This is a genomic window from Rickettsia endosymbiont of Hedychridium roseum (assembly GCF_964028255.1).
Classification (GTDB): Bacteria; Pseudomonadota; Alphaproteobacteria; order Rickettsiales; family Rickettsiaceae; genus Rickettsia; species Rickettsia asembonensis.
Map to the genome: position 1 here is coordinate 740,089 of NZ_OZ034753.1, position 12,739 is coordinate 752,827.

Sequence of the window (12,739 nt, forward strand, 5' to 3'; positions counted from 1 at the left end):
TATTATTGTTAATATAACCTATCCTAGAAATTTACACACTTAGTGAGACAGCACCTCATAGAATTAACCTGTAGGCTGTTATGAGCGTTCTTATATAAACAATTTCTTATATCATAGGCTACTTCATTATTTACTTCGGGATTATGCCAATGCAAAGCAAAATTTACTCCGTATAAAATAAGTGAAAATATACTAAGAAAAACTGTTAATTTGAGAATGTTTTTAGGGTTTAACATAATTTCTGACCGTTGGGTACTTTAGGATCAGCTTTAACTAATCATATATCGTTATTGTTATCCGGAAAACCTACTAATAAGAATTGAGATAAGAAGCCCGCTATATTTTTCTCACCTAAATTTACGCAGCCGACAATGGACTTACCTATTAAGATTTCAGGTGTGTAATGTTTTGTTATTTGTGCCGAAGTTTGTAGTATCCCGATTTCTTTCCCAAAATCAGCCCAAACTTTAAAAGCCGGTTTTTTAGCTCTTGGAAACTCTTCTACTTTGGTGATTGTACCGGAACGTAACGCCACTTGTTCAAATTCTTCATATGTTATAATTTTCATATTTTTATTATCTTTTTTTATTTATCTCTTTTGCTTCTTTCCAAAGTTTCAGCATAAATTCTATGGATTGTCCTTGCAGATTCGGCAAATTATGATTTTCAGTAAGCATTTTTATTGCTTTCATACGTTTCTCAAATTTTTCATTTGTCTTGCTAAGTGTTTCCTCAACATCAAACCCTGAAAAAATACACAACGAAATTGCCGTATGGAGCAAATCCCCTATTTCTTCCTGCACTCTTTCCGGTGGTTCGGCATCGTCAATAGCTTCTTTTATCTCTCTGCACTCATCTATAGCCTGCTCTAAAATCATCTCATGATTCGGCCAATCAAAGCCATAGCTTCGTGCGTCTTTCTCAAGCAGAATTAAATTTTGTAGAGGATTTCTAGTATTTAAATCTTTAACCATATAAACCATATTCCACTCATAGTTTTGTGGCTTTAGATTAAATAAAGGTTTAAAACCGCAAGCTTCATAAAATTTATAAGTTTTAAAATAATTCTCATCTGCTTCTTTTAAAGCAAGCGTCTCAATAGTTAAAGTTTCTGCTTTCTTTTCTTGTGCATAGATACTTTTTCTCTTACTAAGATATGGAAATTCTAAACTTAGTAAGCCTACATATTTTTCTTCTATTTTTATTGCAAAATTGGTACGAGAACGAATCCCTAAAGTATATTGCTCATTACATTCAGGTAAACCGAAATACTCAGGTAAATCAGCTGTAAGCTTGCGGCATAAATCTTCAGCAAGTTCCGGCGGTATTTTTTCTATTTTCATACTCTACAATATTTTTCCTAAATCTATATAATTTTTATGTATCGAAACATCGTTAAATTCCATATCAATATATCCTAATTTACGATAAAAAGATTCAGCATTTAATCTTGCATGCATTTTTAGTATGTTGATATTTCTTTGTTTTAACCATTTCTCTAGAAGTTTCATTGTATATTTACCGAATCCTTGGTTTTGATAAGGCTTATCTACTGCAAGTGACCTTAGTGCCGATTCATTTTCATTTTAAAATTCTATATGAGCAGTTGCAACGATTTTAACTCCTTTATATAGCACAAAATGATAATGATTTTTTGCCGTTATAGTTGGATGGTTAGAATCATATTTTACGTTTATTGTATCAAAGATTTGCTCAGTTCGTATACGATGATATTCTTTCCACTCATTATAATGCGTGCAACGCATAAGCCTAATGGAGTTATTACTTAAGTTCATAAAATTATTTGTTTAATAATTAACCATAATATATAGAGCATGTTAAATCAAAGCATATTATAGCAGGCGATTATTCTTATTATTCAGGTTATTATCACGGCACTACATTTGATGATTGCGTTATGTACTTAGATGCAGAGGATAATCGTTATAAGCCCGATGAAATTGATAAGCTTATTATCGGTAAATTTTGCTCAATTGCTACCGGCGTTAAATTTATGATGGGTGGAACGCAAGGACATAATTATAATTGGATAGCATCTTACCCCCCCCCCCCTTGATTCTTTTGACGAAGATTTTGACAATTATGAAACCATCCCGCCTAAAGCTTATAGACTTAAAGGTGATACTGTTCTTGGTAATGATGTTTGGATAGGTGCCGAAAGTATGATTATACCGGGGGTTAAAATTGCCGATGGTGCGATAGTAGGAGCAAGAAGTTTAGTAATAAAAAATATCGGAGCTTATGAAATTTGGGGCGGTAATCCTGCTAAATTAATTAAAAAACGTTTTTCCGATGATGATATAGCAAAATTATTACAGATTAAATGGTGGGATTGGAATGACGATAAGATAAAGCAAAATTTACCGCTACTTAGAGATACGAATGTAGAAGCATTAAAGTTAATTATTTAATATGTTTGGACAATATTTTTCTGTTTTGCTGTACAATATAGTCATTAGGGTTTAATTCGTTAGCTTTATTATAAGCTTCTAATGCTAATTCATACTGCCCTATTTTAGCTAATAAGAGTCCTTTGTCAGAATAAGCTTTAAAGTTTTTAGGATTTAATTCAATAGCTTTGTTAAATGATTCAAGAGCTAAATTATTTTTACCTAATTTAATTAAAACAATAGCTCTATCAACATATAATTGAGAATTACTGAGTCCTAATTCAATAGCTTTATTAAATGATTCAAGAGCTAAATCATTTTTACCTAATTTAGCTAAAATAATAGCTTCATTAACATATAATCCAGAATCGTTAGGGTCTAAAACAATAGCTTTATTATAAAATTCAATAGCTAAGTTATTTCGTCCCAAATTCTCTAAAGTAATAGCTTTATTATAATATACTTTTGAGTTATTAGGGTTCAATTCAATAGCCTTGTCAAATGCTTCGATAGCCTCATCATATTTACCAATGTTATCTAAAACTAATCCTTTATAGTTATATGCCTTAGAATTTTTAGGATTTAATCTAATAGCTAAGTTAAAAGCTTCAAGTGCTAACTCATATTTCTCTAACTTATATAAATCAACCCCTTCATTATAATAATTGTCAGCTTTGTTATTTAATGCCGAAACTGTACTAGCTTGGCAAATAATTAATAATAGGCTAAAAAATAAATAATATTTTTTCATAATTATCTCTCTATTTTTGATATAAAAATATAGTAATAAAAAACTATTTGCAATTGATTATAAGATAGTTTTATGCTATTTAAGCAATAATTTATAATATATGTAGATTTTAAGATTTTTTCCACTTCCTAAATTAAAATAAATTATGAAACTTTTAAAAACTCTACTCTTAAGCTTAATTTGTTTATCTTATAGCTGCTTTGCTGGAATCACTCCTACTAATGACTTTAAAGTAATAGAAGAGTGTGTAAACAAAGCCGACAAAGATACTTTAGTTATTTTTGATGTAGATGACGTGTTAATGATGCCAACGGACGAATTTGCTGTTAATGCTCCGATTAGAAAAGAACTAACTAAACAGCTAAAAGAGCGATATTCAAAAGATGAACTTACATATTTATATAGCTGCGTTTTTGAAAGGCGGACAGTTCAGCCGGTTAATTCAAATATGAAAGGGTTAATCAAAAACTTAGAACAACGAAATATTCCGGCGATTGCTTTAAGTGGGTGGTGGACAGGAAAGTATGGTAAAATAGCTGAAATGGAAAATCTTAGGTTTGTCGGTTTAAAACAAGTAGATATCACTTTTATTAATACTTCGCCCTTTAAAGAAGACATGATTTTTCCCGAACTTAAAAATAAAAGCGGTATCCCTATGTTAAAATCAGGAGTTATTTTAACGGCTCTTGCAGATAAAGGTTTAGTACTTAAAGCTGCTCTTAAAAAATCTAATTTACATTTTAAAAAGATTATTTTTATTGACGATGATTTAGAATATCTTAAATCGGTTAAAAAGTTTTGTCATGAGCTAAATATTGGTTTTCAAGGCATTCATTACGGAGCTGCTAAAATAGCCCCCTTACCTATCCTTGATAAAGAAAAAGAACAATTACGCTATGAGATACTCGAAAAAGAACATATTTATCTTTTAGATAAAGAGCTAGAAGAAAGATTTAAGAGTAAACAAACTACATTAATTTAAGTTGATTATATTAAAAATTTATGATTTAATTGATTAAAATAATTAAAATGGTCAATTTATATGGAGCAATTGAATGCAACTGAAGCGAAGCGAGAATTTGGGGAATTGCTTATTAAAGCTCAAACTGAGCCTATTAGTATTATTAAAAACGGTAAGCCTATAGCGGTAATTATTTCTAATAAAGAATTTCAGGAGCTTGAAGCCTTTAAAAAACAAATATTAAAAATTGCTATTGCAGAAGGAATGGACGATTTAAGAAAGGGGAAAACTCATTCATATAAAAGTGTTTTTGATAGTATAAATAGAAAGATTAATGGTTAAATGTGATTTTACCGATAGTGCCAAACGTGACATCGAAGACATCGCGGATTATAGTTTAAAGAATTGGGGAAGACAACCAACTCTAAAATATTTAGATGAAATATATAGAAAAACGCTTGATTTAAGTATTAATCCTAATATAGGCGTGTTACGTTCTGATATATACCCAAATTTACTTAGCTTTTATAAGAAAACATATTATTTATTATATAAAACAAGAAAAAGGTATAGTGGTTATAAGAGTACTACATACTCACATGTATCCTAGAATACGCAATTTTCCAGTGCCAAAATTGAAATAATAACATGATAACCATCATCTATTTAATAGGAAAGCCCGGAACGGGTAAATATACTATAGCGAAAGAGCTTAGCAAAAGCGGTTATATTATATGTGATAATCAGTTAATTAATAATCCTATTTTTGCACTGTTAGTTTTATTATATGACTTCAATGTCATTCCCGCGGAAGGGGGGTGTTGTTGCATGGTTCTAGAAAAGTGTTCAATGTCATTCCTGCGAAAGCAGGAATCCAGCATAAAGCGAGATAAATCGAGCTTTTAATTTCAAAAATTTGTTGTATTTATACTTTTTTTTGGATTCCCGCTTCCGCGGGAATGACATTAGAAGAAAATAAAAGACGTATAGCAAATTCTAAAAGAGCTTTGTGTTATAAATCCCTACGAATTGAAGGAAATACAGAGTTAATTAATATAACGCATCCTCATTTGTTAGAAATAGATGTTAGTGATCTAACAGCAAATGCTGTAGCAGAGAAGATTTTAGAGCAAGTGAATAGGTTGCGTTAATGAGTAAAGAAATACATATTCTAAGTCGAGGAGTAATAAATCAACGCAAATCATATATTGCTATGTAAAAGCAAAAATTTAAAACAGAATTTCTATTTTTTACCCGAAGGACATATAGAGCATAAGGAAAAAGCAGAAAGTGCATTGCTACGTGAATTATTGGAAAAAGCAAATATTGAAGGGAAAATAAGAAGATTTTTAGGAGCCTTTGAATGCGTTTTCGAGCCTGGAGATGATAATAAAGTTTGCCACACACATGAGTATAACCTGATTTTTGAAGTACAATTGGAGAATTTAAGCTGTAAGGAATCGGTAAATTCTCTAGAAGATCATATCAAATTTTTATGGGTTAATTTATTGGAGCTAAAAGATATCGATTTACGTCCCAAAGCTTTTATTAGCCTTATTCCAAAATGGCTTGAGCTGAATCTAATGCAAGGATTTGAGAGTGATATGTAATTATGAATAATTTAGATATACGTTTGGCAACTATTAGTGACATACTAGATATTTTACCGTTAATGTCCCAACTAGGTTACCTTGCAAGCCCTGAAGAGTTAATAATGCGATTTAAGAATTTTATAAATAGTAAAAGGATATGGCATTGCCGTAGCTGAGCTAAATAATAAAATAGTTGGTCTTATCGCTTGGTCTAAATCGCTGCTTTTTGTTTCAGATAAAACTAGAATTCATATTGAAGCATTAATTGTTGATGAAAATTATCATGGGAGGCAAATAGGTAAAAAGCTTATAGAATATTTAGAAGAAATAGCAAAAAAATATAGCCCTGTAATTATCGATCTTGTATTTGGTACTCGCAGGGCAAAAGATGGGACTCATATATTTTATGAAAAACTTGGTTATTATAATTCAGGAGAAATGGCTAAATTATATTTAAGAAAAGAGTTATGACAGTAATTAATAATTGAATATATTTTAAGAATAGTATAAAACATAAATACTGAAATTATTTAAATATATATTATGATGACTATAATAGAACTCCTGGCTAAGTTCTGCTTTTTGCTTATAAAGTTTTTAACTTTTTTAGGTAAAATATTTATAAAATGTTGTGAAAGATTATTTAAAAAAAAGTAAAATTCTAACTTCTAATCAAAAAACATATTTAAATGTTCCTTATCATGAAAAAGACCAAGCAAAACGCTTTGGAGCTAAATGGGATTCGACGGAGAAGAGTTGGTTTGTACCTAGCGGTGTAAATATAGATTTTTTTGCAAGATGGTTACCGCTCGTATCATTATTTAACTTAAAAGCTCCATATTTTTACTTAGCACAAACATAACATCAATGTTTTAAGTGTGGTAAAAATACTAAAATTAATGCTATTGTATTGCCTGAAGATTTTGAAGTATTAAATGATGAAGAAAGTGACATAGCAGAAGATAGTAGTAAGGTAAGTAAACTGGTATTTGATTATATGGATTATGTTTCAATTATTTCCTATATACAAGATATTTCTTCGTCTGCTTATTCAGAAATATTAAAATATACTAATAATTATGCTATAAATTACTCTGCTACAGTGAATGTGCGATATTTTATGTCCACATGTCAAAGTTGCGGAGTAGTTCAAGGAGATAATTATAGTATTCAGGAGTTCAATTCTCCTTTTTCACCTGTAGAAGTCGAAGATTTTTCTAAAATTTCTTTCAAAAAAATTCTTGTGCCTATTATGCTTGATGCTAGTGATTGGAGTATTGGATATCCACCTATTGAATATTATTTAGGTGATCATACCGTTGATGGAATGATGTATGTGACAAGTAACGGTTTTATAAAAAAATGATTGAATTCCTGCCACACTTGTTGATTATCCTCTAATCCAAAATATGTGGCGGTTTTTGCATCATGCTATTGTAGTGTATTAATTACTACAACCTAATCTCAGCTTTTGCTAAATCTTTTAAAGTGCGTGATCCGGTGCATAGCATGGTAATTTTAAGCTGCTCGATTATTAATTGTATCTCTTCGGAAACCGAGCTTTCTGATATATCTGCCGCTTTTAAAAATTGACCGGCAAGTCCAAAAATATTAGCTCCCATACGGATTGCTTTTGCCCCGTCAATGCCGGATTTTAACCCGCCGCTGGCAATAATCGGAATATTTCCTGAAACTTCTCGCACCATTTTAAGAGAATCTAAAGTCGGGATTCCCCAGTTAATAAAGCTACTAGCTATACGATTTTGTAACGAATTTGTAGCACGATAAGCCTCTACTTGACTCCAAGATGTTCCACCGCTTCCTGCAATATCAAGAACTTTAACCCCTACCTCTATAAGACTCTCAGCAACTTTTTTAGATAAACCATATCCTACTTCTTTAACGATTACAGGGACAGAGAGGTAATTAACCACTTCTCTTATCTTAGGTAAAAGATTTTCCCAATTTCTATTACCTTCCGGCTGCGTTAGCTCCTGCAATATATTCAGATGGAGGATTAAAGCATCGGCTTTAATAGTATCTACTAAATACTGACATTCTTTAGGTGTCACTCCATAATTAAGTTGCACTGCACCGATATTGGCGAGTAATGGGATATCGGGAGCAACATCCCTTACCGCAAATGTCTTGATCGCATCCGGCTTCGTTAACAAAACCCGCATAGAGCCAATTCCCATAGCGATTCCGGCTTTTTGAGCGGTCTGTGCAAGTCGATAGTTAATATCTCCGGCTCTAGTCGTACCTCCGGTCATACTAGAAATGAGAATAGGTGCTTGCAAAGATTTTCCAAGGAAAGTGCTAGTAGTATCTATGCTATCGTAGTTAATTTCCGGTAATGCGTTGTGAATAAATTGAATAGATTCAAAACCGCTTTTAAGCGTAGATTCAACGTTTTTCGTAAGATTAATTTCAATATGATCTTGTTTTCTTTCTATGTCTAAATTCTGTTCTTTCAGCATTTTACTCACTAATTCCTTTTTGTACTTAATCTATATTAATATTTCTAGCTTTGCAAAATATATTTCTTTGACTATTTCTGAATTCTTATTATAACTTTTGGTATATAATTAATATAATCAGATAAATTTATGAGTAACAATGCTGATTTAATAGATCAAAGTTTAATAGGCACATTTAGATATTTCGGGCTACAAGAACGACAAATAGATGGAATAAATTATCATCAGATACATACAGGGTGCAATCATCCAGTATGAAATATGATTGTACTGCCTGATAAAGTGAAGGTAGCTCAAATGGATAGAATGGAAGAGATATTTAAACTTAAAAATTTACCGTTTGCTTGGTGGGTTGATGAAAAGAATCTATCATCGGAAATGCTTGAGCATTTCCAAAACGATAAATATACTGATTTTGATGCGATTGGAATGGTTTATGAGCTTAAAGATTATTCTGAACAAATATAGATAATAAAAATATTAAAATTATTACTAAAATAGAGGAATATAAGGAATGGATCCGAGTATTAATTAGATCATTTGGATTTAGTGATGATGTTTATGACGTTTATTTTGATAATTTATCAAAATTTATTGGAGATAATAAAATTTTTATTCCACTTGCAGCATATGAAGAAAATAAAATTGTTGCAACTGCCTCTATAACTTTTGCAAATGGCATAGCAGCTTTTTATCATGATTCAACGATGCCGGAATATAGAAATCGTGGTCTTGCAAGCGATTTATATAGAGCTAGATTTAAAATATTAAAAGAAATGGGAGTAGATAAAGCAGTGGTTCAAACTTCACCTATGGCAACTTCACTTGCTGAAAAATTAGGCTTTAAGAAATACACAAATTATAAGATATATTGCCTAGGTTCTGTGAACATTTCTAATTGATTTGCTATTTTGAGGGATTTTTTAGCGAAAATTAATAAGATTTTTGCTGGAATAGCTAGTCCTATTTCAAAAAAATCTTATAATTTGCAGCAAAAAATAACCAAAATTAGATCTTTTTAGAAATGTTCACAGAGCCTAAGTTAGTAAAAAATAATTCTTTATGCCACTCTCAAATAACCAAAAATTTTATATTGCTGAAACAGCTGATGAAAAAGCTTTATGTAGTGCAGTATGGAATAATAATGAAAAAGAAGCAGTTTCTCTTATTTTAAAATTAATTGAAGCAAATCAGTTTCAAAAATTTAATGGAGATCTTCGTGATCGTGACCCTGAGGAAACATATTATGAAGTATATTATTCGTTGCTTTCAGTAGCTGTTTTAAAACGTAATCTTGCAATGCTTAAAATGTTGTTAGCATATGACTTTAAGCCACATGCTATATCTTCAGGGCTAAATCCTGAAACTACTACGTTAATAGAAGCATCTAGATGTGGACGAGTTGATATGGTTCTGAAACTTACCCCTATTCTTAATAAAGATGAATTAAATTATTACGATAATGATATAAAAAACTCAGCTTTATATTATGCAATAAAAAATAATCATGTAAATATATTTAATGTATTGACATCTATGACTAAAGGAGTCGCTGTTGATTTTGAAGTCTCCATAGAAGTTGCTATCATATCCGGTAATTTCAATTTATTTATACAATTTTTTTATGATGCTCCGCAAGATATTCAGAACAAAGTATTAAGCAAAGGTTATTTATTACAGTGTGCCGCTAGTAAAAAAAATCTACAAATAGTTGAATTTCTGCTAGAACAAAATAATGTTCAAATTAATATTGAACCTGTAACGATAAGTAGTAGCGGTATTCCAATATATCATTATTCTCCTTTAGCAACAGCAGCATCTGTAGGTAGTGTAGAAATTATTGAAGCATTATTAAGTAAAGGAGCTGATATTAATTTTGGCTCTACTCCTCCTTTTATAGCAGCAATTAAGAATGGACATTTAAAAATTTGCTACTTATTAAAGGAACAAGGAGCGAACACAAAAATTAATCTACCGCACGGGAAAAAACCTTTAGAATTATACAAGAATTATCTCTATAAATTTTATGATGAATTAGATGAATTTAAGCAAACTATACAAGATAGAGCCGGAGTTTATTATGGATATGATAAGAATAAGCCGCTTAATATAAAAGACCTTGAAATATGGTATACAAAATTAGTAATATGGGATTCTAAAGCTTTTTCTAGAAAAGCTTATACAATGAAAGAAATAGAAGAGTTATCGGAATATGAACAAAATTTATTTTCGGAAATTATGGGGATGGATGTAAACATAATCGGGTAACTTATTTCTTAATTAATCTTATCGGTGCTTCCGTTCCGTCTTTCACTTTGATAGGAAGAGACATAATATAACTGCCAATTGATGGCATATTATTTAAGTTTGCTACATTTTCTATTAGTATCTTATTGTTTCCTAAAAAAACTTTATGAACTTTGAATCCATCTTCCGGATAGTCTGGTGACAAGGTATCTATGTCTAGAGCTGCTACACGGCGTTTAAGTAATAAATCGGCTGCTTCAGCAGATACAGAAGGAAAGAGATGATTGTTATGATATTTTTCAGGTTCAGTCCAAAATTTTTCCCAGCCGGTTTTGATCATTACGCATGAATTTTGGCTAATTGTAGTGCTATAACTTGATTCAAAAGCTGCAATATCTTCAGGCGTTACGCTGTAATGTTCATGTGCTTTACCCGAAACATCGATGACAAAACATGGCATTACTAAATCATTTACTTCAAATTCATGAATAGATTTTCCGCCTAAAATCAATGGCTTGGTGCATCCATATGAGTCCTAATACCGGCATGCATACGCATTTTCATAACACGGAATTTATACTCACCTTTGCAATCAGAGTAATCTAAATGCAGATCGTGATGAAAACCGCAGCCCCCATTCCAAGTTGGAATGTTGCTATCAAGCGTATGTATTAAGTCAACGAGTTTGTATTGGAATGTCATAAAACCTTTTATCTTAGTTCTATATAATATGACTTCTTACTTATACAATGAAAATTTCTTTGTTATTTGAGAAACCACATCCCATTTTCCGAAGAGAACAGCCGAATAGTAGACATGCTCTTCTTCTGTTTTCTTTGCAATATTTTCTATTTGCTCTAAATATGTTCCGCCAGTCATACTGTCTGTAAATGCTAACTGCATAACTTCTGATTCTTTTGCTGCGAGAATAGCTTTTTTTATCTCACTTGATTTTCCACGTAAGATTATATATGGCATTCCTGAAATTTGCCAATTATTACCGCTTGCATCAACATTAGGTTGTAAGAAACAAGTAGATTTACCAAGCAAAGCACCAGCTGCAAGAGAAGAATGTGCTACCGCATTCATAGCAACACCTATTTCAATATCTTTATTTACAATAATAACTAATTTACTTTCAAAGCTCATGTTATCTCCATATCGTAAAGTATTTATTTTTAAGTAAAGACAATTATATATCAAATGTACTTAAAAGCAATTGCTATATTATTAGTTAAGGTGCTTAAAATCTAAGACTAACAGCTCTACCGGTTCAGTATATTCACTATTACACCATTTATGTTTTTCAGCAATTTCAACGGGTATAATATGTTATTTTGGTTTAATAAACCCAAATTTCATATAAAAATTTAATAATCTTTGGAACGGTAAACAAAAAATGAGTTGATAATTTTTGGAATTTTCTAAAAGCCTAGAGACAATTGAATTAGCTATACCATAACCTCTCCACTCATCTTTTAAATACATCCCGCCAAGCTCTGCATTATAGGGATTAATTCTGACAATTCTACCTAAAGCAATAATTTCATCATTGTTTTTTCCTATAATCACAATATCTTTATTAGGATGCGAATGTACAAATCCGACTTTATCATATAATTTATTTATAACTGGTAAATCTTCAATTGTAGCTATTTCATATTTAATATTAGTAATCATTTTTTACTCTTAACATTATATGAGTATATTTCTTATCTAAAAAATTTTTTAAAGCAAGTAGTCCAATTCCTTTGTTTAAGTATTCAACTTCCCCTAAAAAGAAATCGATTGCTACAAGTTTTGAAGGTAAGTTTATTAAGGGGCTTGAACGCTCAAAATCATAGGCATTATAAATTTGGATATATCCTATAGGAGTACGGTCTGCTTCTATAATATAAGCTTGTATATTTTTAGGCTCATTAGATATCTTTTCAAACTTCGCTTCTAGAGGTAATTTAGATGTCGAGCCTAGACTCGCATCTGTGCGATTGTCTATATACGCTGCGGTGCGAGGTGAAGTGTCTCCTTTAAATTCCTCTCTATAAGCTGGTTTGGAAAGATATCTATTATTTTCTAGCTTATACCCTCTGACATAGCTTAAGTATTTTTGTTCGATTAGTTCTAAACTCCACTTTATACCCTCATCCTACCATAGCTTTACATGCGGCATTTCTAACCATTTTAAAAGAAGCGAAAAATGAGAAGTAGAAATCGGGGTAAAGCTTATGTTCATAACTATCTTTTTTATCCTTTTAGTTCTTGAGCTGTTTCTATGCTACTTATTTCCTTAAATATAT

The 12,739-nt window shown here is 31.1% G+C and carries 20 protein-coding genes and 5 pseudogenes; 14 read left to right on the forward strand and 11 right to left on the reverse strand.

Annotated features, from left to right (window positions below; genetic code table 11):
* Window positions 1–56: 56 nt before the first annotated feature.
* From AC5587_RS04335 to AC5587_RS04350, 4 genes and pseudogenes are all read right to left on the reverse strand, one after another.
* Window positions 57–236 (reverse strand): annotated as a pseudogene (locus AC5587_RS04335) (hypothetical protein); the annotation flags it as partial.
* 41 nt (window positions 237–277) lie between these two features.
* Window positions 278–568 carry a tRNA-binding protein gene (locus AC5587_RS04340; protein ID WP_499161856.1) on the reverse strand — a complete coding sequence of 97 codons (291 nt, stop codon included), beginning with the start codon at window positions 566–568 and terminating at the stop codon, window positions 278–280.
* Between the two features lie 7 nt (window positions 569–575).
* On the reverse strand, window positions 576–878 hold the full coding sequence (locus tag AC5587_RS04345) for a MazG nucleotide pyrophosphohydrolase domain-containing protein (RefSeq protein WP_499162989.1): 303 nt from the start codon (window positions 876–878) through the stop codon (window positions 576–578).
* A gap of 468 nt (window positions 879–1,346) precedes the next feature.
* A pseudogene (locus tag AC5587_RS04350) lies at window positions 1,347–1,766 on the reverse strand (GNAT family N-acetyltransferase).
* A 62-nt stretch (window positions 1,767–1,828) separates the two neighbouring features.
* Between AC5587_RS04350 and AC5587_RS04355 the strand changes: the two are divergent.
* Window positions 1,829–2,432: pseudogene (locus AC5587_RS04355) on the forward strand (CatB-related O-acetyltransferase).
* On the opposite strand, the gene AC5587_RS04360 reads toward AC5587_RS04355, so the two are convergent.
* On the reverse strand, window positions 2,425–3,162 hold the full coding sequence (locus AC5587_RS04360) for a tetratricopeptide repeat protein (RefSeq protein ID WP_499161858.1): 738 nt from the start codon (window positions 3,160–3,162) through the stop codon (window positions 2,425–2,427). The pseudogene AC5587_RS04355 and the gene AC5587_RS04360 overlap by 8 nt on opposite strands.
* Before the next feature lie 145 nt (window positions 3,163–3,307).
* On the opposite strand from AC5587_RS04360, the gene AC5587_RS04365 reads away from it, so the two are divergent.
* From AC5587_RS04365 to AC5587_RS04405, 9 genes and pseudogenes are all read left to right on the forward strand, one after another.
* Window positions 3,308–4,144, forward strand: coding sequence for a DUF2608 domain-containing protein (locus tag AC5587_RS04365; protein WP_499161860.1), 837 nt, complete (start codon window positions 3,308–3,310; stop codon window positions 4,142–4,144).
* Window positions 4,145–4,204: 60 nt separating this feature from the next.
* On the forward strand, window positions 4,205–4,465 hold the full coding sequence (locus tag AC5587_RS04370; protein ID WP_499161862.1) for a type II toxin-antitoxin system prevent-host-death family antitoxin: 261 nt from the start codon (window positions 4,205–4,207) through the stop codon (window positions 4,463–4,465).
* A complete protein-coding gene (locus tag AC5587_RS04375) occupies window positions 4,458–4,733 on the forward strand; it encodes a type II toxin-antitoxin system RelE/ParE family toxin (RefSeq protein WP_499161864.1) in 276 nt (91 codons plus the stop codon). Before AC5587_RS04370 ends, AC5587_RS04375 begins: the two co-directional genes overlap by 8 nt.
* Window positions 4,734–4,771: 38 nt before the next feature.
* The gene (locus tag AC5587_RS04380) at window positions 4,772–5,029 is read left to right on the forward strand and encodes a hypothetical protein (protein WP_499161866.1); all 258 of its coding nucleotides are present in this window, start codon (window positions 4,772–4,774) and stop codon (window positions 5,027–5,029) included.
* Between the two features lie 53 nt (window positions 5,030–5,082).
* Window positions 5,083–5,274 (forward strand): hypothetical protein, encoded by a 192-nt coding sequence (locus AC5587_RS04385; RefSeq protein WP_499161867.1) that lies wholly within the window; start codon window positions 5,083–5,085, stop codon window positions 5,272–5,274.
* Window positions 5,275–5,331: 57 nt separating this feature from the next.
* The gene (locus AC5587_RS04390; RefSeq protein WP_499161869.1) at window positions 5,332–5,733 is read left to right on the forward strand and encodes an NUDIX domain-containing protein; all 402 of its coding nucleotides are present in this window, start codon (window positions 5,332–5,334) and stop codon (window positions 5,731–5,733) included.
* 2 nt (window positions 5,734–5,735) lie between these two features.
* A pseudogene (locus AC5587_RS04395) lies at window positions 5,736–6,186 on the forward strand (GNAT family N-acetyltransferase).
* A 160-nt stretch (window positions 6,187–6,346) separates the two neighbouring features.
* On the forward strand, window positions 6,347–6,577 hold the full coding sequence (locus tag AC5587_RS04400) for a DUF5710 domain-containing protein (protein ID WP_499161871.1): 231 nt from the start codon (window positions 6,347–6,349) through the stop codon (window positions 6,575–6,577).
* Between the two features lie 48 nt (window positions 6,578–6,625).
* The gene (locus tag AC5587_RS04405; RefSeq protein ID WP_410527770.1) at window positions 6,626–7,081 is read left to right on the forward strand and encodes a hypothetical protein; all 456 of its coding nucleotides are present in this window, start codon (window positions 6,626–6,628) and stop codon (window positions 7,079–7,081) included.
* Between the two features lie 85 nt (window positions 7,082–7,166).
* Here AC5587_RS04405 and fni read toward each other — a convergent pair whose 3' ends face one another.
* Window positions 7,167–8,195 (reverse strand): type 2 isopentenyl-diphosphate Delta-isomerase, encoded by a 1,029-nt coding sequence (gene fni, locus AC5587_RS04410; protein WP_410527771.1) that lies wholly within the window; start codon window positions 8,193–8,195, stop codon window positions 7,167–7,169.
* Window positions 8,196–8,324: 129 nt separating this feature from the next.
* On the opposite strand from fni, the gene AC5587_RS04415 reads away from it, so the two are divergent.
* The 4 genes from AC5587_RS04415 (at window position 8,325) to AC5587_RS04430 (ending at window position 10,463) form a co-directional block, all read left to right on the forward strand.
* Entirely contained in the window at window positions 8,325–8,453 is a 129-nt protein-coding gene (locus AC5587_RS04415) for a hypothetical protein (protein WP_499161873.1), read from the forward strand.
* A gap of 3 nt (window positions 8,454–8,456) precedes the next feature.
* Entirely contained in the window at window positions 8,457–8,663 is a 207-nt protein-coding gene (locus AC5587_RS04420) for a hypothetical protein (protein ID WP_499161874.1), read from the forward strand.
* 125 nt (window positions 8,664–8,788) lie between these two features.
* Complete coding sequence (locus AC5587_RS04425) at window positions 8,789–9,097, forward strand: GNAT family N-acetyltransferase (protein ID WP_499162990.1); 309 nt, start codon at window positions 8,789–8,791, stop codon at window positions 9,095–9,097.
* A gap of 160 nt (window positions 9,098–9,257) precedes the next feature.
* Window positions 9,258–10,463 (forward strand): ankyrin repeat domain-containing protein, encoded by a 1,206-nt coding sequence (locus AC5587_RS04430; RefSeq protein WP_499161876.1) that lies wholly within the window; start codon window positions 9,258–9,260, stop codon window positions 10,461–10,463.
* A gap of 1 nt (window position 10,464) precedes the next feature.
* Here the strand turns inward: AC5587_RS04430 and AC5587_RS04435 are convergent, their stop codons facing one another.
* The 5 genes and pseudogenes from AC5587_RS04435 to AC5587_RS04455 all read right to left on the reverse strand — a co-directional run.
* Entirely contained in the window at window positions 10,465–10,953 is a 489-nt protein-coding gene (locus AC5587_RS04435) for a cyclase family protein (RefSeq protein WP_499161878.1), read from the reverse strand.
* The gene (locus AC5587_RS04440; protein ID WP_499161880.1) at window positions 10,950–11,144 is read right to left on the reverse strand and encodes a hypothetical protein; all 195 of its coding nucleotides are present in this window, start codon (window positions 11,142–11,144) and stop codon (window positions 10,950–10,952) included. Before AC5587_RS04440 ends, AC5587_RS04435 begins: the two co-directional genes overlap by 4 nt.
* Before the next feature lie 36 nt (window positions 11,145–11,180).
* Window positions 11,181–11,591: a DUF2000 domain-containing protein gene (locus tag AC5587_RS04445; protein ID WP_499161881.1), complete on the reverse strand. Its 411-nt coding sequence runs from the start codon at window positions 11,589–11,591 to the stop codon at window positions 11,181–11,183.
* Between the two features lie 183 nt (window positions 11,592–11,774).
* Complete coding sequence (locus AC5587_RS04450) at window positions 11,775–12,122, reverse strand: GNAT family N-acetyltransferase (protein WP_499161883.1); 348 nt, start codon at window positions 12,120–12,122, stop codon at window positions 11,775–11,777.
* A 211-nt stretch (window positions 12,123–12,333) separates the two neighbouring features.
* Window positions 12,334–12,507, reverse strand: a pseudogene (locus AC5587_RS04455) (palindromic element RPE1 domain-containing protein); the annotation flags it as partial.
* Window positions 12,508–12,739: the final 232 nt, after the last annotated feature.

Excerpts from the sequence above, each read along its gene's own strand:
- AC5587_RS04340 (WP_499161856.1), bottom strand. The coding sequence starts at position 568 with ATGAAAATTATAACATATGAAGAATTTGAACAAGTGGCGTTACGTTCC.
- AC5587_RS04345 (WP_499162989.1), bottom strand. The coding sequence starts at position 878 with ATGATTTTAGAGCAGGCTATAGATGAGTGCAGAGAGATAAAAGAAGCT.
- AC5587_RS04360 (WP_499161858.1), bottom strand. The coding sequence starts at position 3,162 with ATGAAAAAATATTATTTATTTTTTAGCCTATTATTAATTATTTGCCAA.
- AC5587_RS04365 (WP_499161860.1), top strand. The coding sequence starts at position 3,308 with ATGAAACTTTTAAAAACTCTACTCTTAAGCTTAATTTGTTTATCTTAT.
- AC5587_RS04370 (WP_499161862.1), top strand. The coding sequence starts at position 4,205 with ATGGAGCAATTGAATGCAACTGAAGCGAAGCGAGAATTTGGGGAATTG.
- AC5587_RS04375 (WP_499161864.1), top strand. The coding sequence starts at position 4,458 with ATGGTTAAATGTGATTTTACCGATAGTGCCAAACGTGACATCGAAGAC.
- AC5587_RS04380 (WP_499161866.1), top strand. The coding sequence starts at position 4,772 with ATGATAACCATCATCTATTTAATAGGAAAGCCCGGAACGGGTAAATAT.
- AC5587_RS04385 (WP_499161867.1), top strand. The coding sequence starts at position 5,083 with ATGACATTAGAAGAAAATAAAAGACGTATAGCAAATTCTAAAAGAGCT.
- fni (WP_410527771.1), bottom strand. The coding sequence starts at position 8,195 with ATGCTGAAAGAACAGAATTTAGACATAGAAAGAAAACAAGATCATATT.
- AC5587_RS04415 (WP_499161873.1), top strand. The coding sequence starts at position 8,325 with ATGAGTAACAATGCTGATTTAATAGATCAAAGTTTAATAGGCACATTT.
- AC5587_RS04420 (WP_499161874.1), top strand. The coding sequence starts at position 8,457 with ATGATTGTACTGCCTGATAAAGTGAAGGTAGCTCAAATGGATAGAATG.
- AC5587_RS04430 (WP_499161876.1), top strand. The coding sequence starts at position 9,258 with ATGCCACTCTCAAATAACCAAAAATTTTATATTGCTGAAACAGCTGAT.
- AC5587_RS04440 (WP_499161880.1), bottom strand. The coding sequence starts at position 11,144 with ATGACATTCCAATACAAACTCGTTGACTTAATACATACGCTTGATAGC.
- AC5587_RS04445 (WP_499161881.1), bottom strand. The coding sequence starts at position 11,591 with ATGAGCTTTGAAAGTAAATTAGTTATTATTGTAAATAAAGATATTGAA.
- AC5587_RS04450 (WP_499161883.1), bottom strand. The coding sequence starts at position 12,122 with ATGATTACTAATATTAAATATGAAATAGCTACAATTGAAGATTTACCA.